The organism is Pseudomonas sp. R151218B TE3479, assembly GCF_053629195.1.
In genome coordinates this window covers 2,363,279-2,382,378 of the sequence record NZ_JBRJHV010000001.1, presented here as the reverse complement: position 1 = coordinate 2,382,378, position 19,100 = coordinate 2,363,279, and the positions used below count along the sequence as shown (strand labels likewise).

Here is a 19,100-nt window from a genome sequence, read left to right as displayed (position 1 = left end):
AATGGCGCTTTATAGACAAGTGGCAAGCACCCGCGCAAGATTTTGTGCGCGCGGATCCATCAACACGTAAGGCCCGAGCGTATTGGTCACGAAACCGAACGCTACATCATGTTCGGGATCGGCAAATCCGATGGAGCCCCCGGCCCCCGGATGGCCGAACGCCCGTGGGCCGAGGCCAAAGGTCGCGTTCGGTACATCCGGCTGGTCGAGCATGCAACCCAGGCCAAAACGGGTCTGGGTCAATAAAGTCTTGTCCTCGCCAAAGCTGTGCTGGCGAGTCAGTTCGTCGAGCATTTCACCTTCCAGCAGGTTGCCGTCCAGCAGACCCGCATAGAAGCCCGCCAGGCTGCGGGCATTGCCGTGGCCGTTGGCCGCCGGTTGTTGCATGCGCCGCCATTCCGGCTTGTTGGTGCTGGTCATGATCGACGGTGGGTTGGTAAAGGCCCGGGTAGTCATGGCCGTGGGCTCACGCATCGTCACCTGCAGCAGGCGCTGGGCCGCTGCATCGCCAGCGTTGCCTTTGCCACGGGCGATGTGGGCCACGCGATGGAACTCGTCGTCGGCCAGGCCAACGTGGAAATCCAGGCTCAATGGCTTGGCGACCCGGGCGACGATGGACTCTCCCGGACCACGACCGTCGGCCCTGCGCAGCAACTCGCCCACCAGCCAACCATAGGTGATCGCGGCGTAGCCATGGCCTTCGCCAGGCGTCCACCAAGGCGTTTCGGCAGCCAGGGCATCGACCATGGCTTGCCAGTCATAAAGCGCTTCGGGCGGCAGCAGTTCATGCAGCGCCGGCAGCCCAGCCTGGTGGCAGAGCAGTTGGCGCAGGGTGATGGATTGCTTGCCGGCCGCAGCAAACTCTGGCCAGTAGCGGGCTACCGGGGCGTCCAACTGCAACTTGCCTTCGGCCACCAGTTGCAGGGCGGTAACGGCGGTGAATGTCTTGGTGCAGGAAAACAGATTGGCGATGGTGTCGCTGTGCCAGGCTTCATGGCCATCCTTGTCGGCGGTACCGGCCCACAGGTCGATCACCGTGCGGCCACCCACCTGGATGCACAACGCCGCGCCGCGCTCCTGGGGATCATCGAACAGCGCTGCGAACGCTTCACGCACCGCCTCGAACTGAAGTTCATAATGGCCTTGAATCTGCACCCGCAACTCCCTTGAAACAAAGACTTTTTAGAGTGGCTCGCATTGTTTCAGCCATTGGCGTTTTTGGGAACCGCCATGGGACGGCTGGTTAACCCGAAACCGGCCTCTGTGGCGAGGGAGCTTGCTCCCGCTGGGGTCTGTAGGAGCTGCCGAAGGCTGCGATCTTTTGATCTTTCGCTCGATACTCAAGTGTCTGGGGAAAGATCGCAGCCTCGTTGCACTCGACAGCTCCTACACAGCTCCTACAACGCAGCCCAGCGGGAGCAAGCTCCCTCGCCACGACAAGCGTTCATCGCCAGGCCGGCTCCGTCAGGAAATCTCCCGCCGAAACGGCGGCAATGCATTGAGGATTGCCTTGCCATAGCGCTGGGTTACCAGCCGTCGGTCAAGCAAGGTGATGGTGCCCCGGTCTTCTTCAGTACGTAGCAAGCGGCCACACGCCTGGACCAGCTTCAGCGAAGCGTCCGGCACGGAGATTTCCATGAACGGGTTGCCACCGCGGGCCTCGATCCACTCGGCCAGCGCCGCCTCCACGGGGTCGTCGGGAACCGAGAAAGGGATCTTGGCAATCACCACGTGCTCGCAATAGGCACCGGGCAAGTCCACGCCTTCGGCGAAGCTCGCCAGGCCGAACAGCACGCTGGAGTCCCCACCGTCGACCCGTGCCTTGTGCTTGTTCAGGGTTTCCTGCTTCGACAGGTTGCCCTGGATGAACACCTGCTTGCGCCAGTCACGATCAAGACCATCGAACACGTCCTGCATCTGTTTGCGCGAGGAAAACAGCACCAGCGTGCCCCGTGAGCCTTCCACCAGTTCCGGCAGATCGCGGATGATTGCCGCGGTGTGAGCTGCGGCATCCCGTGGGTCGGCCTTGAGGTCGGGCACCCGCAGCACGCCGGCGTCGGCGTGATGGAAGGGGCTCGGGACCACGGCGGTCACGGCTTTCTTGGGCAGGCCTGCGCGCATGCGGAAGCGGTCGAACGTGCCCAGGGCGGTCAGCGTGGCGGACGTCACCAGCGCGCCATAGGCCACGTTCCACAGGTTGCGCCGCAGCATTTCCGCCGCCAGGATCGGGCTGGCATTGACCTCGATGTCGAATAGCGAACCGCTTTCGGCCAGGGTCAGCCAGCGTGCCATCGGCGGGTTGTCCTCCGGGTCTTCGGCAGTGAATGCCGTCCACAGCTCCCAGTTGCCCTGGGATCGGGACAACAGGCTGCCGAACAGCGGGTACCACTCCTCGGCCTGGTTGCTGGCGATACCGATGTTGACCTCGCCGTCCATGCCTTCCTTGAGCAGGTCGGTCAGGCGCGTGAACAGGTCGGTCAGGCGCGCAAAACCTTTCTTGAGCTCGATGCCCATTTCGCGCATGTGTTCAGGAATCACTCCGCCGACGAAGCGATGGCGTGGCCGCTCCCGGCCCTCGACGTCTTCGCCGGGCTTGAAATCGGCCACTTGCTCGCACGCGGTGAACATGAACTGCTGGTTCGTCTTGATTTCCCGCGCCAGTTCCGGCACCTGTTCGATGAACTTGCCCAGGTCACCCGGCAACGGATGCTGGGCCAGCAGCTTGGTGAGGTTCTTGGCGGTGGTTTCCAGCCAGTCGGCGGTGGAACGCAGTCGGGTGTAATGGGCGAAATGGCCGATGGCCTTGTCCGGCAGGTGATGGCCTTCGTCGAACACGTAGATCGTGTCGCGCGGGTCCGGCAGCACCGCACCGCCGCCCAGGGCCAAGTCGGCCAGGACCATGTCGTGGTTGGTGACGATGACATCGACCTTGCCCATGCCTTCGCGAGCCTTGTAGAAGGCGCACTGGCCGAAGTTCGGGCAATGGCGGTTGGTGCACTGGCTATGGTCGGTCGTCAGGCGGGACCAGTCGGCATCTTCCAGGGCCGTGGACCAGCTGTCGCGGTCGCCGTCCCATTTATTGCCGGCCAGCTTCTCGATCATGCTGGTGAACAGCTTCTGGCTGGCTTCATCCACCTCGATCTTGAAGCCTTCTTCTTCGAACAACTGGGCCGTGGCGGTCTGCGCGTGGCCTTCCTGGAGCAACATGTCGAGCTTGGACAGGCACATGTAACGCCCGCGGCCCTTGGCCAGTGCGAACGTGAAGTTCAGCCCACTGTTGCGCATCAGGTCGGGCAGGTCCTTGTAGACGATCTGCTCCTGCAGGGCGACGGTGGCCGTGGCGATCACCAGGCGCTTGCCGGCGGCCTTGGCGGTGGGAATCGCCGCCAGGCTGTAGGCCACGGTCTTGCCAGTACCGGTGCCGGCCTCCACCGCCACGACGGCAGGCTCGCCGCTGCGCCGGCCTTCGTCGTCGGTGTCGATGTCACCCAGGACTTTTGCCACTTCGGCAATCATCAGGCGCTGGCCATATCGCGGCTTGAGGCTCTTGGCTTCGAGAAAACGCGAATAGGCGCCCTGGATCGTGGTTTTGAGTTCGGTGCTGATCATGAATGGTCGGGCGCAAAAAACGCTGGATAAATTTTCAGTGGTTCGGATCGGCGGCTATCATACCCCGCTAATGAATCCTGCGCAGAACGGAGTAACCCAATGACACCCTTTGCCCTCGTCTACACCCTGCATTTACTGGCGGCCCTGGTCTGGGTCGGCGGCATGTTCTTCGCCTGGATGATCCTGCGCCCCGCCGCAATGACGGCGCTTGAGGGCCCTGCCCGGCTCAAGTTGTGGGTAGAAGTGTTTCAGCGTTTTTTCGTCTGGGTCTGGATCGCGGTCGTACTTTTGCCGATCAGCGGCGTCGGCCTGATCCATCTGCGCTTCGCCGGTTTCGAAACCGCGCCGCGTTACGTGCAGGTGATGATGGGGTTGTATGTGGTGATGACGGCGCTGTTTATCCGCATCCAGGGCTTGCAGCTGCCCGCATTGCGCAACGCCGTGACGGCGCAGGACTGGCTGACGGGTGCGGCGGTGCTGGGGAAGATCCGGCGGTTGGTGGGGATCAATTTGTCGATCGGGTTGCTGGTGGTGGCGATTGGTGCGGCGCGGCCGATGTTCTGAAAATCACATAAAACCCTGTGGGAGCGAGCTTGCTCGCGATGGCGGCACGTCGGGCAATACTTGATCGACTGACACAACGCCATCGCGAGCAAGCTCGCTCCCACAGGTTCAGATCAGATTTTTCGTCAGAACCGCTGCACCGTCACCGTCCCCGCCGCTCCGGCAGGCCCTGGCTGGCCATCGGCGCCAGGACGGCCGCTTTTGCCGCCATCCGCGGTATAGACCAGGCACCCCTTGGCCTTGCCTCCCGCCCCGGGTTTGCCGCCGTGTCCCGCCGCGCCACCAGCACCGCCGTCCACCGTCACCTTGATCTGCTCGGCAGGGTAGGTCCGTGGCAGCTCGAGGCGTACCTGCGCGCCAGCGGCTCCCGGCTGACCATCACTGCCATTGCTGCCGTCGGCACCGCGACCGGCCGAACCCCAAGTGCAACCCGGCGCCTGGCCATTGGCACCGTCAAGACCGACGAAACCCGGTGCACCAGTGCCGCCACGGGCGTCCACCGACAACAATGGCGCATTCAACACCTTGAAATGCAGGTTGAGATCACGCCCCGGCCGCGCGGCCTTGGTGTAGGTCCCCGGTGCACCGCGCGAAGTGATCTGGCTGCCCTCGGCCAATTCAGCCTGGGCCACTTTCATTTCCAGTACCTGCTGCGCCGGCACGATGGCGATCCGTGCTTCACGCCCCAGGTGCAACTGGTCGATAGTCAATTCAGTGACATTGGAAGGCACCAGTAGCGTGCCGTAATCGGCCACGTCCAGCCGCTCCAGGGTCAGGGTGCTGGTGGTATTGGGCAGGCGCATCAACGAATGGCCTTCGACCTGGAGCACCTGGGCCGAAGCCCATGGGCATACGAGTGCGGCAAGCAGACACAATTTACGCATGGGAAGCCTCTGGCGCGGTCGGGAGGGTTTGCACGTGGAAGATGCCGAACAGCAGCACTCTGAGGCGATCACGGCCAGGCGCAGGGCGGCCACGGAAACTGGCCCGGAAAAACAGCAACTCCAGCAAATGGAGTACCAGCAAAAACGCGCCGGCGACATTGACCAGCAGATGCAGCGGATGGACGAACGGCACGACCAGATTGACCAGCACCACCAGCCAGAACAGCAGGGTCAGCAAGCGCCCCAGCCCCCAAAACACCTTCATACGCCCCCCTGATCGAGCATTATTCTTTGCCCGCACAGTAACGGCTTGCGCGCAGGATAAGCCAGAGGGTCCGGTAAATTTAATCTAACCCGGGCCCTGGCCAACCGGATCGTCCTCCCGACGACCCGGCAGCCCTGGGCCGCGCCTCAGCGTTGGATATGCAATTCAACCCGACGGTTCTGCGCCCGCCCTTCATCGGTCTCATTGTCGGCCACCGGCTCGCTTTCACCCTTACCTTCGCTGGTGATTTTGCCGGGGGCCAGCCCCTGGGTCAGCAAATACTCCACAACGCTGCTGGCCCGACGTTCGGACAGCCCTTGGTTATAAGCATCAGTGCCGACACTGTCAGTGTGGCCCACCACCCGGATGCTGGCGACATTGGCATGGCTGAGTTTGCCCATCAGCCCATCGAGCTGGCTTCGAGCGTCGGCGGTGAGATCCGATTTGTCGAAATCGAACAGCACCTTGCCCGCGTCGTTGAGGGTGATGACCTCGCTAGCCGGTGCTTGCGGTTCGACCGGTGGCGCACTGGCCGGGTATTGCGGCACCGGGCAACCGTGATGCTCGACCGGGGTATTGGCCGGGGTATCGGGACAACGGTCGCGGCGGTCGAACACACCGTCGTCGTCTTCATCGCCATCTTGGGCGTAGCAGATCAAGCCACCGCCCAGCAGCCCCAATGCGGCGCCGCCGGCGGCCCAACCACTGCTTTCAATGGCCCCCAACCCGCCGCCGACGAGGCCACCGATCAGGCTACAGATTGGCCAAGTGCGTTGATTGAGGGGTGCGCTGCCGTCGCTGTGAGTGGCGCAGCCGGACAACAGACTGCTTGCCAGCAGTACCGGTAAGGCGGCCCTGATTAGAACGTTCATGGTGAAGGCTCCTGTGTCACCGGCCCATACCGGTCACACAGGAGTAAAGACCCGCATCCGCAACTCAACAAGCCGCGGATTACAAGGGTTTCAGCGGTTTATCTTGATTTCCGTGCGGCGGTTCATCGCGCGGCCATCGGCGGTCTTGTTATCGGCCACCGGCTGGCTCTCACCGGCACCGGACACCGAGACGAAACTGGCGCGCGGTACGCCGTTCTCGACCAGGTATTGCACCACCGAGTTGGCCCGTTTCTCCGACAGTTTCTGGTTGTAGGCATCGCTGCCGACGCTGTCGGTGTGGCCGGTGACCCGCAGTTGCGCGGTGGACGTTTCCTGTTTCAGACGGGTGGCGACCGTGCTCAGTACATCTCTGTCGGCCGGGGTCAGCGTGGCTTTGTTGAATTCAAAGTGCACGTCGCGGATCACGATGGTTTCTTCCTTGACCACCACGGCTTCTTCAACAACCACCGGCGCCGGAGCAGGCGGCGGGCAGCCATCGGCATCGACCTGCACGCCCTTCGGTGTGCCCGGGCACTTGTCGCGGCTGTCCGGCACGCCATCACCGTCTTCGTCGCCATCGCCGTGCACCCAGCAATAAGCTGCCGCCATGCCGCCAACGTACAGCGCGCCGCCGCCAGCCCAGGAAGTGCTCTCTATGGCGCCCAATCCCGCACCGATCGCACCGCCGACGGCCGCACAGGTCGGCCAGTCGGTTTTCTGCAAACCTGCGCAACCAGTCAACACACTGGTTAGCAGAACCAGGGGTAACGCTGTCCGAACTATGCTCATCGGGTTTCTCCTTGAGGGATCGGCTTTGCGCCGATTCAGGGGAGTAAAGACCCGTCTTCGAGTCTGCGCCAGCTTGAGCAATCGCGGGTTTTCGCCCCGTGTTTGCGAAGATTCCGCACGTTCAGGGACAAACCGCTCTAGGCCATGCTGTCCGGGCAGGCTATCGTGGTGGTTCTGACTGAGGAACTTCGATGACCGTTGCCATTTCTTCGCGTACGCCCCAGCAAGCCCTGGCGGCCGTGCTTGACCGTTATGCCCCGCAAAAACTGCTGTTGATCGGTGCCAGCGGCTTTCCCGCACTCGAAGCATTCCAGCAGGCCCACCCCGACACCGAAGTGGTCCACGCCGGCCCCGGCGCGCTGCCGGCGGACGTGGCGGCGCGACGTTTTGACCTGGCCCTGGCGCTCGATTGCCTGGAGCATTTGCCCAAGCGCGAGGGTCTGAACCTGTTGGGCGGCATTCGCAATCTCAACGCCAGCCGCATCGCCGTACTCGCCGACCTCAACGCCTGCGGCTGGCAAGAGACGGACTTTTTTTCCCTGGCCTTGCAAGCCAGCGAGCGATTCCAGCGTGAAGATCAGGTGCTGACCCTGTTCACCTACGATCTGCTTGAATACAAACAGGTCCCCGACTGGCTCAACTCACGTTTCTGGGCCAACCCGGAAAACTTTGGAAAATATTGGTGGTAATTGTGAACACAAGCTCCCATTCGCCCATTTGTCCCTGCGGCAGTGGCAACTCGCTGGAGGCCTGCTGCGGCCACTACCACGACGGTCACCCGGCGCCCTGCGCCGAAGCCTTGATGCGCTCGCGCTATAGCGCCTATGTGCTGGGCCTGGTGGATTACCTGGTCGCCACTACCCTGCCCGCCCAGCAGCAAGGCCTCGATCGCCAGTCCATCAGCGAGTGGAGCGCCAACAGCACCTGGTTGGGGCTGGAGGTGGAAAGCAGCGAAGTGTTCGGCGGTCAACCGGAACATGCCTTCGTCACGTTCACGGCACGCTGGCATGACGGCCAGGGCGAGCATAGCCACCGTGAGCAATCCTCGTTCGTGCAGAACGACGGGCGCTGGTATTTCATCGATCCGACCGTGCCGGTCAAGACAGGGCGCAACGACAGCTGTCCGTGCGGCAGCGGGCACAAATTCAAGAAGTGCTGCGCCGGCTACTTCAATCGCTGAATTTAGGAAACGTCCGACGCTCGTCCATAGGCCCATAGGGCTAGACTGGGGATAAACCAGAGGCACGGACATGACCCCTCCATCATTCTTGCTGCGCATCACCTGCCTGCTGCTGTTCATTGGATTCAGCGGCTGTGCATCCTGGCGAGGTGAAGAAGCTCCGGAACCACAGGTACATCTGGTCAAAGTCGAGGTGGTGCGGGCCCGGCTGCTGGAACAGAAGTTCATGCTGCACTTTCGCGTCGACAACCCCGGCGACAGCGACCTCACCGTTCGCGGCCTGACCTACCGCATCCACCTGGGCGACCTGTTGCTGACCGAAGGCGAGCATGAGCACTGGTTCACGGTGCGTCCCAAGCACAGCGCCTACTTCAAGGTGCCGGTGCGCACCAACCTGTGGCCACAGGTGCGGGAAGTGGTGAAGCTGCTGGAGAAACCCCGGGAACAGATCCCCTATCGTCTGGAAGGTGAGCTGGAAACCGGATTATTCATCGCCCACTACGTGCACCTTGAGCGCAATGGCGTGATAATCGCCGCCGATTTAATTGCGGAGTAACCCCGATGACCCAGCAACCCCACGTCCACGGCCCTGATTGCAACCACGATCACGACCATCATCACGACCATGACCACGGCCACGTCCACGGCCCGAACTGCGGCCACGCCCACCAGGAACCGGTGCGCAATGCCCTGAAGGATGTCGGTCGCAACGACCCTTGCCCGTGCGGCAATGGCAAGAAATTCAAGAAGTGCCACGGGGCTTGAGGGGCTGGGCGGACAAGCTTTTCGCCTGTTAGACCGTCATCGCGAGCAAGCTCGCTCCCACAGGGAAATTGCGCAGAACCCGTGTGGGAGCCAGCTTGCTCGCGAATGCGGTGGGTCAGCGGGCATTGATTAACCTGACACGCCCTCTTCGCGAGCAAGCCCGCTCCCACAGGGAAATTGCGCAGAACCCGTGCGGGAGCGAGCTTGCTCGCGATGAGGCCAGCGCTTCAGTACCGATCTATCAGCCCGCCTGCAGAATCCGCTTCACATCGACCACCGTTGCGTACTCACCGTGCAAGTTCCCCAGGGACATGGCATGCACTTCGGCTGCCGAACGGCCGTTGCCGAAGTAATCGTTCTTGTCGAAGGTGAAGCAGGCATCCTCGGCCACCCAGGTGTCGAATCCCAGATTGCCGGCCGTACGCGCCGTGGACTCCACCGAGTTGTGCGTCGCCACACCGACGATCACCAATTGCCTGATTCCGGCTTTGCGCAGGTCTTGCTCCAGGTGGGTGCCACTGAACGCATCCGGCACCTGCTTTTGCACCAACCATTCCCCTGCCTTCGGCTCGAACCGTGGCTGGACCTGCACCCCCGACTGCCCCGGCCAGAACACCGAGTCCGGCGAGCGGGACAGGTGGTGGACGTGAATCACCGGTCGCGCCGTGTGCCGCCAGAAAGCCAGCAGTTCCAGCATGCGCAGCTCTGCCTCGGGGTTGTTGCGAGGGCCGAGCCGGGGGTGAAGGATGCCTTTTTGTTGATCGATGAGGATCAGCGCCGCGTCGTTCTGTAGCTCCATGCCGGTTTTCTCTTGCTCGGTCTTTGAATGTTCCACACTTGAGCATCACCTCTTCCAACAGGCAAGCCTTCGGGCAAAAGCGATGACCCGGTCCCGGGCTTTCATCGCCAAATCAACAAATAACCCTCGCCCCCGCTTGCGCGGCCCCCGCCTGCTCACTAACGTAGCGCCTTTATTGGTGCCACCCCCTCCCGCAGGAGCTTTGCCATGGCCTCGCCAGCCTTTATTTCCTTCATCCCCCGGCTCGGCGTTGCCGCCGCAGTGGCCAGTGTGCTCGGTTTGAGCGGATGCCAGACCTGGAATGCCCAGGACACGGTCCCGCCCACGTCCGGTGTGCAACCGCTCAAGGGGCTGGCGCAGAACGTCTCGGTCCGCCGCAACGCCACGGGCATGCCGCTGATCGAAAGCAACAGCTTCCATGACGCCTTGTTCACCCTCGGCTACGTCCATGCCAGCGACCGCATCACCCAGATGGTGACCCTGCGCCTGCTGGCCCAGGGGCGGTTGGCAGAGATGTCCGGCGCCGAACGGCTGGAGGTCGACCGCTACATGCGCGCCGTCAACCTGAAGAAAAACGCCGACGAGCTGTACAAAGCGTCTTCGCCGCGGCTCAAGCGTTTCTTCGAAGTCTATGCCCGTGGCGTAAATGCCTACCTGTTCCGCTACCGCGACAAGTTGCCGTCGGACCTGGCCGCCACCGGTTACAAACCGGAATACTGGAAACCGGAAGATTCGGCGCTGATGTTCTGCCTGCTGAACTTCAGCCAGTCAGCCAACCTGCCGGAAGAAATCGCCAACCTGGTGCTGGTCCAGACCGTCACCAACGACAAACTCGCCTGGCTGAGCCCGTCCTATCCGGACGAGCAACTGCCCGTGGCCGAGGCCGACAAGCTCCAGGGCCTGCGCCTCAATGGCCAGATCCCGGGCCTGAACGAAATCAGCAAGGCCACCCACCAGTTGGCCGGGCTGAACCTGTTGAGTGCTGCGTCTTCAAGCAACTGGGCCATCGCGCCACAACGCAGCCGCAGCGGCAAGAGCCTGCTGGCCAGCGACAGCCACGGGCCGCTGGGCATGCCAGGGCTGTGGAGCCCGGTACAGATCCGCGCGCCCAAGTACCAGGCGGCCGGGATTTCCGTGGCGGGCATCCCGATGATCCTGGCCGGGTTCAACGGCAAAGTGGCCTGGAGCATGACCAGCGTGCTGGGGGACAACCAGGACCTGTTCCTGGAAAAAATCCGCCGCCAGGGCAATGGCCTGTCCTACGAGGTCAACGGCAAATGGCAACCGGCGATCGTGCGCAACGAAACCTACTTCGTCAAAGGCCAGCGGCCGATTCGTGAAGCGGTGTTCGAAACCCGCCACGGCCCGTTGCTCAACAGCGCCCAAGGCCCGACCATGGCCAACGGCTTTGGCCTGGCCTTGCAGATGCCGAGCTTCCGCGACGACAAGACCCTGGACGCCTTCTTCGACCTGTCCCGGGCGCAGAACGTCGAGAAAGCTTCCGACGCCAGCCGGGAAATCCGCGCCATGGCCGTAAACCTGGTCTTTGCCGACGCCAGCCATATCGGTTGGCAAGTCACCGGTCGCTACCCGAACCGTCGTGAAGGCGAGGGTCTGTTGCCGTCGCCGGGCTGGGACGGTCGCTACGATTGGGACGGTTACGCCGACCCGATGCTGCACCCCTACGATCAAGACCCGGCCCAAGGCTGGCTCGGCACGGCCAACCAACGGGTCATTCCCCATGGCTACGGCATGCAACTGTCCAATTCCTGGGCTTCGCCGGAGCGTGGCGAACGCATGGCCGAGCTGGCCGGCGCAGGCAAGCACGACACCCGCAGCCTGACCGCCATGCAATACGACCAGAGCACGACGTTCGCGGCCAAGCTCAAGCGAGTCTTCGAAGCCCCAGGCATGGCCCAGCCGCTCAAACAGGCCATCGAAGCCCTGCCAGTGGCTGACCGGGCCAAGGCTCGCGAGGCCTATACCCGCTTGATGGCATTCGATGGCCGGCTCAGCCCGACCTCCGCCGACGCGGCGATCTATGAGCTGTTCCTGCAGGAAAGCATGAAGCAGATTTTCCTCGACGAGCTGGGCCCGGACAGCAGCCCAGCGTGGCAGGCGCTGGTCGCCAACGGCCAATTGTCCTACTCGGCCCAGGCCGATCATCTGCTGGGGCGTGAAGACAGCCCGTTCTGGGACGATGTGCGCACCCCTCAAAAAGAAGACAAGGCCGTTATCCTCGCCCGCAGCCTGGCCGCCACCATCAACGCCGGTGACAGCCAGTTGGGCGGTGACCACAAGGCCTGGCAATGGGGCCAATTGCATCGCTACGCCTGGAAGAACAGCACCGGCCAGATCGTACGCGGCCCACTGCCGGCCGGTGGCGACGCCACCACGCTCAACACGGCGGCGTTCGCCTGGGGTCAGGATTTCACCACCACCCTGGCGCCGGCCATGCGCTTTATCGTTGACTTCGGCCAGCCCGAACCGTTAATGATCCAGGACGGCGCCGGCCAGTCCGGCAACCCGGTCAGCCCGCACTATTCCAATGGCATCGATCCGTGGATCAAGGGGCAGTACCAGAGCCTGCCGTTGCAATCGCAGAACTTCGATCGGGCGTATGGCAAGACGCGGTTGACGTTGGTGCCTGGCAAGTAACTGCAGCCCTTTTTTGCGGGCGCTGCGCACCCGATCGCGAGCAAGCTCGCTCCCACAGGGGCCGGTGTTGAATCCGTATTGCGATTCGACACAAAGCCAATGTGGGAGCGAGCTTGCTCGCGATGGCGTCAGTCCATCCCCCACTAAATCCGATAGAACTTCCCCCCTCGCCTGCGCCTCTACCTGACAAGCCCATCGCTCCGGTGATTGCATGGATCTTGTCATTGCCCGCCCCGAAGGCCTGTACTGCCCGCCCGGGGATTTCTACATCGACCCGTGGCGGGCAGTGGAACGCTCGGTCATCACCCACGCCCACGGCGACCATGCCCGCAGCGGCAACCAACACTACCTGGCAGCGGCACCCGGCGAAGGCATCCTGCGGTCACGCCTGGGCCAGGATATCAACCTGCAAACCCTGCCCTACGGCGAACGCCTGTCGCACCATGGCGTGACCTTGAGCTTTCATCCCGCCGGCCATGTGCTGGGCTCGGCCCAGGTGCGGCTGGAATATCAAGGCGAGGTCTGGGTGGCGTCGGGGGATTACAAAGTCGAGCCTGACGGCACCTGCACCCCGTTCGAGCCGGTGAAATGCCATACCTTTATCACCGAATCGACCTTCGGCCTGCCGATCTACCGCTGGCAACCCCAGGTGCAGATTTTCGACGAGATCAATCAGTGGTGGCGCGGGAACATCGCCGTCGGCCGGGCCAGCGTGTTGTTCTGCTATTCCTTCGGCAAGGCCCAGCGGATTCTCCACGGCATCGATGAGAGCCTCGGCCCGATCCTGGCCCATGGGGCGGTGGAACCGCTAAATCGGGTCTACCGCGAGGCCGGGGTTCATCTCCCGCCAACGATCTATGCCGGCGATATCAAGAAGAACGACCCGATCATGGGCCAGGCCCTGGTCATCGCCCCACCCTCTGCCGGAGGCAGCAGCTGGATGCGCCGCTTCGGCGACTACAGCGACGCCTTCGCCAGCGGCTGGATGCGCCTGCGCGGTACGCGTCGGCGGCGCGGCGTGGACCGGGGTTTCGTGCTGTCCGACCACGCCGACTGGCCTGGCCTGCTCTGGGCCATTGAGCAGACCGGCGCCGAACGGGTGATGGTCACCCATGGGTCCGTCGCCGTACTGGTGCGCCACTTGTGCGAGCAAGGCCTCGATGCCCAGGGGTTCACTACCGAATACGGCGACGACGAAGAAGACCTCGCTACGGCCACCGACAGCGGTGAGGAAGCGCCATGAAAGCCTTCGCCGAGTTGTACGCCGAACTGGACGCCACCACCTCCAGCAATGCCAAGCTCACCGCCATGCAGGACTATTTCAGCAAAGCCCCGCCCCAGGACGCGGCCTGGGCCGTGTATTTCCTTTCCGGCGGGCGTCCACGGCAACTGGTGCCGGTAAAAATCCTGCGGGAGTTGGCGGTCCAGGTATCCGGGTTGTCGATCTGGCTGTTCGAAGAAAGTTATCAGGCCGTGGGCGACCTGGCCGAAACCATTTCGCTGGTATTACCCGAATCGCCCCACAGCTCCGATGAAGGCCTGGCGCTGTGGATCGAAGAGAAACTGCTGCCGTTGCGCGGTGAGTCGCCCGACGTCCTGGCTGAACGGCTTCCGGCGCTGTGGGCGCAGCTCGACCGGCCGAGCCTGATGCTTTGCATCAAACTCATCACCGGCAGTTTCCGGGTGGGCGTATCCAAACTGCTGGTGACCCGGGCCCTGGCGGCCATGGCCGGGCTGGACAGCAAACGGGTGGCCCAACGCCTGGTGGGCTACACCGACCTGTCCCATCGTCCCACGGCCGCCAGCTACCTCAAACTGATCGCGGCCGAGTCCGACGATGAACATGCCCAGCGCGGCGGCCAGCCTTATCCGTTTTTCCTGGCCCATGCGTTGTCTGCGCCAGTGGAGCAATTCGACGCGCTGCTGGGGCCGGCCAGCGACTGGCAGGTGGAATGGAAGTGGGACGGCATCCGGTCCCAGGTGATCAAGCGCGACGGCCATTTGTGGGTCTGGTCGCGAGGCGAGGAATTGGTCACTGAGCGATTTCCGGAATTGCATTCACTGGCCCAGGCGTTGCCTGACGGCACGGTGATCGACGGAGAAATTGTGGTCTGGAAAGCCCCTCAGTCGGTCACCGAAGACGCCTTCGACCCAGAGGCACCGTTGCAGCCGGCGGTACAACCCTTCGCCCTGTTGCAACAGCGCATCGGTCGCAAGACCCTGGGCAAGAAAATCCTCGACGACGCCCCCGTGGCGGTGATGGCCTACGACCTGTTGGAGTGGCAAGGCGAGGATTGGCGCAGCCGCCCCCAGGCCGAGCGCCGCGAACAATTGGAAGCACTGATCGCCCGTATCCACAGCCCGGTGCTGTTGCCCTCGCCGATCGTCACCGGGCAGGACTGGCTCGACCTCGCCCGGCAGCGCGAAGCCTCTCGCAGCCTCGGTGTCGAGGGCATGATGCTCAAGGCCCGCAACGCGCTGTACGGCGTCGGACGCCACCAAGGACATGGGCGTGTGGTGGAAATGGAAGATAGACCCGTTCAGCGTCGACGCGGTGCTGATCTACGCCCAGCGCGGCCACGGCCGACGCGCCAGCCTCTACAGCGACTACACCTTCGCCGTGTGGGACAACCCGCCAGACAGTCGCGAGCGCACCCTGGTGCCATTCGCCAAGGCCTATTCAGGGCTGACCGATGCAGAAATGCGTCAGGTCGACAGCATCGTGCGCAAGACCACCGTTGAGAAGTTCGGCCCGGTGAGCAGCGTCACCCCCACCCTGGTGTTTGAACTGGGCTTCGAAGGCATCGCCCTGTCCAAGCGCCACAAGAGCGGGATCGCCGTGCGGTTTCCACGGATGTTGCGCTGGCGCCAGGACAAGCGCGTCGATGAAGCCGACACGTTGGCGACGCTGCAGGATCTGTTGAAGTAGCACCCTCTGCATGTACGGGATCGTCAAGTTTGCCCAAACACATGTGGCGAGGGAGCTTGCTCCCGCTGGGCTGCGAAGCGGCCCCCCTGGTTCTGACTGACACACCGCAGGGGGCCGCTTCGCGCCCCGGCGGGAGCAAGCTCCCTCGCCACCGAAGAGCGCTCCATCCCGGTGCGCTTTTTGATGTACGCTCATCCTCGCGCACCATTGCGTTCCGTCTCCTGCCGCCCGTGCTTTTAAAACACTTGTTCGGCACTATGGTTCGGAAATTGCTACCTTTATGCCGTCATACCGTTCAGACCTTCACCGGTAACAATCTTACGCGCCACAAGCGCTCAAATTGGTTTTAGGGACTCAATAATGAAAAAAGCACTGCTGACCCTTTCTGCACTGGCGTTGTGCATGGCCGCTGGCGTCGCCACAGCCAAGGAATACAAGGAACTGCGTTTTGGTGTCGACCCTTCCTACGCCCCGTTCGAGTCCAAGGCCGCCGATGGCAGCCTGGTTGGTTTCGACATCGACCTGGGCAATGCGATCTGCGCAGAGCTGAAGGTCAAATGCAAATGGGTCGAAAGCGATTTCGACGGCATGATCCCGGGCCTCAAGGCCAATAAATTCGACGGTGTGATCTCCTCCATGACCGTGACCCCGGCGCGGGAAAAAGTCATCGACTTCTCCAGCGAGCTGTTCTCCGGCCCAACGGCCTATGTCTTCAAGAAGGGCTCGGGCCTGAGCGAAGACGTTGCCTCGCTCAAAGGCAAGACCGTCGGCTACGAACAAGGCACCATCCAGGAAGCCTACGCCAAGGCCGTGCTGGACAAGGCCGGCGTCAAGACCCAGGCCTACCAGAACCAGGACCAGGTTTATGCCGACCTGACCTCCGGCCGCCTCGACGCCGCGATCCAGGACATGCTCCAGGCGGAGCTGGGCTTCCTGAAGTCGCCAAAAGGCGAAGGCTATGAAATCAGCAAGCCGGTGGACAGCGAACTGCTGCCCTCTAAGACCGCCATCGGTATCAAGAAAGGTAACAGTGAGCTGAAGGCCCTTTTGGATAAAGGTATCAAAGCGTTACACGACGACGGCAAGTACGCCGAGATCCAGAAAAAACACTTTGGCGATCTGAATCTGTACAGCGGCAAATAATGCGCGGCGCCCATCCGGTCTCGGGTGGGCGCTTTTTTTCTGCCAAAGGCCTCTTTCATGTTCGAACAACTCCTACAAAATCTGGGGCTCTCCGCCTTCAGCCTGCAGGGCTTCGGCCCGCTGCTGATGCAAGGCACCTGGATGACCATCAAGCTGTCAGCCCTGTCCTTGTTGTTGAGCGTCTTGCTCGGCCTGCTGGGCGCCAGTGCCAAACTGTCCCGCGTCAAACTGCTGCGAATCCCTGCCCAGCTCTACACCACGCTGATCCGCGGTGTGCCAGACCTGGTGCTGATGCTGCTGATTTTCTACAGCCTGCAAACCTGGCTGACCTCGTTCACCGACTTCATGGAATGGGAATACATCGAGATCGACCCATTCGGCGCCGGGGTGATCACCCTGGGCTTCATCTATGGCGCGTACTTCACCGAAACCTTTCGCGGCGCGATCCTCGCGGTCCCCCGGGGCCAGGTCGAAGCCGCCACGGCCTATGGCCTCAAGCGTGGCCAACGCTTTCGCTTCGTGGTGTTCCCGCAAATGATGCGTTTCGCCCTGCCGGGTATCGGCAACAACTGGATGGTGATGCTCAAGGCCACCGCGCTGGTGTCGATCATCGGCCTGGCCGACCTGGTCAAGGCGGCCCAGGATGCGGGCAAGAGCACCTACCAGCTGTTCTACTTCCTGGTGCTGGCGGCGCTGATTTATCTGCTGATCACCAGCGCGTCCAATTTCATCCTGCGCTGGCTTGAACGCCGCTACGCCGCCGGAGCCCGGGAGGCGGTGCGATGATCGAACTCCTGCAAGAATACTGGCGGCCATTCCTCTACAGCGACGGTGTCAACATCACTGGCCTGGCCATGACCCTGTGGCTGCTCAGTGCCTCGTTGCTGATCGGCTTCGTGGTGTCGATCCCGCTGTCCATCGCCCGGGTTTCGCCCAAGTTCTACGTACGCTGGCCCGTGCAGTTCTACACCTACCTGTTCCGTGGCACGCCGCTCTATATCCAGTTGCTGATCTGCTACACCGGCATCTACAGCATCGAGGCGGTGCGCGCCCAGCCCATGCTCGACAGTTTCTTTCGCGACGCGATGAACTGCACGATCCTGGCCTTTGCCTTGAACACCTGCGCCTACACCACGGAAATTTTCGCCGGGGCGATTCGCAGCATGAACCATGGCGAAGTGGAAGCGGCCAAGGCCTACGGCCTGACCGGTTGGAAACTGTACGCCTACGTGATCATGCCGTCGGCACTGCGCCGCTCGCTACCGTACTACAGCAACGAAGTCATCTTGATGCTGCACTCGACGACCGTGGCGTTCACCGCTACCGTTCCAGACGTGCTGAAAGTCGCCCGGGATGCCAACTCGGCGACGTTCCTGACGTTCCAGTCGTTCGGGATCGCCGCGTTGATCTACTTGACCGTCACCTTTGCGCTGGTAGGCCTCTTCCGCCTCGCCGAACGCCGATGGCTGGCCTTCCTCGGGCCGACCCACTAGGGCTTTTGTTCCAGGACACACACGCACATGCGCCACCAGATCCATGACCTGCTGGCCCCGGTACCGGGGACTGCACGCAAGATCCACAGCTTCCACTTCGGCCCGGAAAAGGCCGTCGGAAAAATCTATATCCAGTCGTCCCTGCACGCCGATGAACTGCCGGGCATGCTGGTCGCCTGGCACCTCAAGCAACGCCTGGCCGAACTCGAGGCGTCGGGTCACCTGCGCCACGAGATCGTGCTGGTGCCCGTCGCCAACCCCATCGGCCTCGAACAAGTGCTGATGGACGTGCCCCTGGGTCGCTACGAAACCGAAAGCGGGCAGAACTTCAACCGCCGCTTCGTCGACCTGAGCGAAGAGATCGGCAACGAAATCCAGGACCTGCTCACCGACGATCCGCAGCACAACCTGATGCTGATCCGCACCAGCCTGCGCGATGCCCTCGCCCGGCAGACCCCAGGCACGCAATTGCAATCCCTGCGCCTGGCCCTGCAACGGCTGGCCTGCGACGCCGACATGGTGCTGGACCTGCATTGCGACTTCGAAGCCGTGGCTCACCTCTACACTACGCCCGAAGCCTGGCCGCAAGTCGAGCCGCTGGCCCGCTACATCGGTGCCGAAGCCAGCCTGCTGGCGACCGATTCGGGCGGCCAGTCGTTCGACGAATGCTTCACCCTGCTCTGGTGGCAACTCAAGGAACGCTTCGGCGAACGCTTCGAGATTCCCCTGGGCAGTTTTTCGGTGACCGTGGAGTTGCGTGGCCAGGGTGACGTCAACCATGGTCTGGCGAGCCTCGACTGCCAGGCCTTGATTGAATACCTGATCCGCTTCGGCGCCATCGACGGCGAACCGATGCCCATGCCCGAACTGCCCTACCCGGCCACGCCGCTGGCCGCGGTCGAGCCGGTGGCCACGCCCGTGGGCGGGTTGCTGGTCTACAGCGCCCTGCCCGGCGAATACCTGGAGGCGGGGCAACTGATCGCGGAAGTCATCGACCCGGTCAACGACACCGTCACCCCCGTTCATTGCCGTAACGCCGGGCTGCTGTACGCCCGTTCGCTGCGCCGCATGGCCACGGCCGGCATGGTGATCGCCCATGTCGCCGGCACCGAGGCCTACCGCAGCGGCTACCTACTTTCGCCTTGAGGAT

General features: G+C 62.7%; 18 protein-coding genes and 1 pseudogene. 12 read left to right on the top strand and 7 right to left on the bottom strand.

The features are described 5' to 3' along the window. Positions 1–9: 9 nt before the first annotated feature. Both AB7M32_RS10650 and dinG read right to left on the bottom strand, forming a co-directional pair. Positions 10–1,155, bottom strand: a complete 1,146-nt coding sequence (locus tag AB7M32_RS10650; RefSeq protein ID WP_454249867.1) for a serine hydrolase domain-containing protein — start codon at positions 1,153–1,155, stop codon at positions 10–12. Between the two features lie 309 nt (positions 1,156–1,464). Then, on the bottom strand, positions 1,465–3,609 hold the full coding sequence (dinG, locus tag AB7M32_RS10645) for an ATP-dependent DNA helicase DinG (protein ID WP_063322679.1): 2,145 nt from the start codon (positions 3,607–3,609) through the stop codon (positions 1,465–1,467). Positions 3,610–3,708: 99 nt separating this feature from the next. On the opposite strand from dinG, the gene AB7M32_RS10640 reads away from it, so the two are divergent. Beyond that, a complete protein-coding gene (locus tag AB7M32_RS10640) occupies positions 3,709–4,173 on the top strand; it encodes a CopD family protein (protein ID WP_454249866.1) in 465 nt (154 codons plus the stop codon). A gap of 125 nt (positions 4,174–4,298) precedes the next feature. Here the strand turns inward: AB7M32_RS10640 and AB7M32_RS10635 are convergent, their stop codons facing one another. The 4 genes from AB7M32_RS10635 to AB7M32_RS10620 all read right to left on the bottom strand — a co-directional run bounded on the left by AB7M32_RS10635 (position 4,299) and on the right by AB7M32_RS10620 (position 6,983). Beyond that, complete coding sequence (locus tag AB7M32_RS10635) at positions 4,299–5,057, bottom strand: collagen-like protein (RefSeq protein WP_454249865.1); 759 nt, start codon at positions 5,055–5,057, stop codon at positions 4,299–4,301. Then, the gene (locus tag AB7M32_RS10630) at positions 5,050–5,322 is read right to left on the bottom strand and encodes a DUF1145 domain-containing protein (RefSeq protein WP_072409599.1); all 273 of its coding nucleotides are present in this window, start codon (positions 5,320–5,322) and stop codon (positions 5,050–5,052) included. The genes AB7M32_RS10635 and AB7M32_RS10630 overlap by 8 nt, the downstream gene beginning before the upstream one ends. Before the next feature lie 146 nt (positions 5,323–5,468). After that, positions 5,469–6,194, bottom strand: coding sequence for an OmpA family protein (locus AB7M32_RS10625; RefSeq protein WP_454249864.1), 726 nt, complete (start codon positions 6,192–6,194; stop codon positions 5,469–5,471). Between the two features lie 90 nt (positions 6,195–6,284). After that, entirely contained in the window at positions 6,285–6,983 is a 699-nt protein-coding gene (locus tag AB7M32_RS10620; RefSeq protein WP_454249863.1) for an OmpA family protein, read from the bottom strand. Between the two features lie 191 nt (positions 6,984–7,174). Between AB7M32_RS10620 and AB7M32_RS10615 the strand changes: the two genes are divergently transcribed. From AB7M32_RS10615 to AB7M32_RS10600, 4 genes are all read left to right on the top strand, one after another. Next, positions 7,175–7,672: a DUF6231 family protein gene (locus tag AB7M32_RS10615; protein WP_060738918.1), complete on the top strand. Its 498-nt coding sequence runs from the start codon at positions 7,175–7,177 to the stop codon at positions 7,670–7,672. A gap of 2 nt (positions 7,673–7,674) precedes the next feature. After that, the gene (locus AB7M32_RS10610) at positions 7,675–8,163 is read left to right on the top strand and encodes a YchJ family protein (RefSeq protein ID WP_454249862.1); all 489 of its coding nucleotides are present in this window, start codon (positions 7,675–7,677) and stop codon (positions 8,161–8,163) included. A gap of 70 nt (positions 8,164–8,233) precedes the next feature. Then, positions 8,234–8,719, top strand: a complete 486-nt coding sequence (locus AB7M32_RS10605; protein ID WP_454249861.1) for an LEA type 2 family protein — start codon at positions 8,234–8,236, stop codon at positions 8,717–8,719. A 5-nt stretch (positions 8,720–8,724) separates the two neighbouring features. Continuing rightward, a complete protein-coding gene (locus AB7M32_RS10600; RefSeq protein ID WP_003198420.1) occupies positions 8,725–8,928 on the top strand; it encodes an SEC-C metal-binding domain-containing protein in 204 nt (67 codons plus the stop codon). A gap of 241 nt (positions 8,929–9,169) precedes the next feature. On the opposite strand, the gene AB7M32_RS10595 is transcribed toward AB7M32_RS10600, so the two are convergent. Then, entirely contained in the window at positions 9,170–9,727 is a 558-nt protein-coding gene (locus tag AB7M32_RS10595; protein ID WP_454252121.1) for a cysteine hydrolase family protein, read from the bottom strand. Between the two features lie 207 nt (positions 9,728–9,934). On the opposite strand from AB7M32_RS10595, the gene AB7M32_RS10590 reads away from it, so the two are divergent. The 7 genes and pseudogenes from AB7M32_RS10590 (at position 9,935) to AB7M32_RS10560 (ending at position 19,096) form a co-directional block, all read left to right on the top strand. Further along, positions 9,935–12,385 carry a penicillin acylase family protein gene (locus AB7M32_RS10590; protein WP_454249860.1) on the top strand — a complete coding sequence of 817 codons (2,451 nt, stop codon included), beginning with the start codon at positions 9,935–9,937 and terminating at the stop codon, positions 12,383–12,385. A 211-nt stretch (positions 12,386–12,596) separates the two neighbouring features. After that, positions 12,597–13,628, top strand: coding sequence for a ligase-associated DNA damage response exonuclease (locus AB7M32_RS10585; RefSeq protein ID WP_192262280.1), 1,032 nt, complete (start codon positions 12,597–12,599; stop codon positions 13,626–13,628). After that, positions 13,625–15,314: pseudogene (locus AB7M32_RS10580) on the top strand (ATP-dependent DNA ligase). Before AB7M32_RS10585 ends, AB7M32_RS10580 begins: the two are co-directional and overlap by 4 nt. 360 nt (positions 15,315–15,674) lie before the next feature. Then, entirely contained in the window at positions 15,675–16,457 is a 783-nt protein-coding gene (locus AB7M32_RS10575) for a transporter substrate-binding domain-containing protein (RefSeq protein ID WP_454249859.1), read from the top strand. A 57-nt stretch (positions 16,458–16,514) separates the two neighbouring features. After that, positions 16,515–17,243, top strand: coding sequence for an ABC transporter permease (locus AB7M32_RS10570; RefSeq protein WP_060743074.1), 729 nt, complete (start codon positions 16,515–16,517; stop codon positions 17,241–17,243). Beyond that, positions 17,240–17,950, top strand: a complete 711-nt coding sequence (locus AB7M32_RS10565) for an ABC transporter permease (RefSeq protein WP_053118991.1) — start codon at positions 17,240–17,242, stop codon at positions 17,948–17,950. Before AB7M32_RS10570 ends, AB7M32_RS10565 begins: the two co-directional genes overlap by 4 nt. Before the next feature lie 27 nt (positions 17,951–17,977). Further along, positions 17,978–19,096, top strand: coding sequence for a succinylglutamate desuccinylase/aspartoacylase family protein (locus tag AB7M32_RS10560; protein ID WP_072409576.1), 1,119 nt, complete (start codon positions 17,978–17,980; stop codon positions 19,094–19,096). Positions 19,097–19,100: the final 4 nt, after the last annotated feature.

Coding starts and splice junctions, on each gene's coding strand:
- dinG (WP_063322679.1), bottom strand. CDS start 3,609: ATGATCAGCACCGAACTCAAAACCACGATCCAGGGCGCCTATTCGCGT.
- AB7M32_RS10640 (WP_454249866.1), top strand. CDS start 3,709: ATGACACCCTTTGCCCTCGTCTACACCCTGCATTTACTGGCGGCCCTG.
- AB7M32_RS10635 (WP_454249865.1), bottom strand. CDS start 5,057: ATGCGTAAATTGTGTCTGCTTGCCGCACTCGTATGCCCATGGGCTTCG.
- AB7M32_RS10630 (WP_072409599.1), bottom strand. CDS start 5,322: ATGAAGGTGTTTTGGGGGCTGGGGCGCTTGCTGACCCTGCTGTTCTGG.
- AB7M32_RS10625 (WP_454249864.1), bottom strand. CDS start 6,194: ATGAACGTTCTAATCAGGGCCGCCTTACCGGTACTGCTGGCAAGCAGT.
- AB7M32_RS10620 (WP_454249863.1), bottom strand. CDS start 6,983: ATGAGCATAGTTCGGACAGCGTTACCCCTGGTTCTGCTAACCAGTGTG.
- AB7M32_RS10615 (WP_060738918.1), top strand. CDS start 7,175: ATGACCGTTGCCATTTCTTCGCGTACGCCCCAGCAAGCCCTGGCGGCC.
- AB7M32_RS10605 (WP_454249861.1), top strand. CDS start 8,234: ATGACCCCTCCATCATTCTTGCTGCGCATCACCTGCCTGCTGCTGTTC.
- AB7M32_RS10600 (WP_003198420.1), top strand. CDS start 8,725: ATGACCCAGCAACCCCACGTCCACGGCCCTGATTGCAACCACGATCAC.
- AB7M32_RS10595 (WP_454252121.1), bottom strand. CDS start 9,727: ATGGAGCTACAGAACGACGCGGCGCTGATCCTCATCGATCAACAAAAA.
- AB7M32_RS10590 (WP_454249860.1), top strand. CDS start 9,935: ATGGCCTCGCCAGCCTTTATTTCCTTCATCCCCCGGCTCGGCGTTGCC.
- AB7M32_RS10585 (WP_192262280.1), top strand. CDS start 12,597: ATGGATCTTGTCATTGCCCGCCCCGAAGGCCTGTACTGCCCGCCCGGG.
- AB7M32_RS10575 (WP_454249859.1), top strand. CDS start 15,675: ATGAAAAAAGCACTGCTGACCCTTTCTGCACTGGCGTTGTGCATGGCC.
- AB7M32_RS10570 (WP_060743074.1), top strand. CDS start 16,515: ATGTTCGAACAACTCCTACAAAATCTGGGGCTCTCCGCCTTCAGCCTG.
- AB7M32_RS10565 (WP_053118991.1), top strand. CDS start 17,240: ATGATCGAACTCCTGCAAGAATACTGGCGGCCATTCCTCTACAGCGAC.
- AB7M32_RS10560 (WP_072409576.1), top strand. CDS start 17,978: ATGCGCCACCAGATCCATGACCTGCTGGCCCCGGTACCGGGGACTGCA.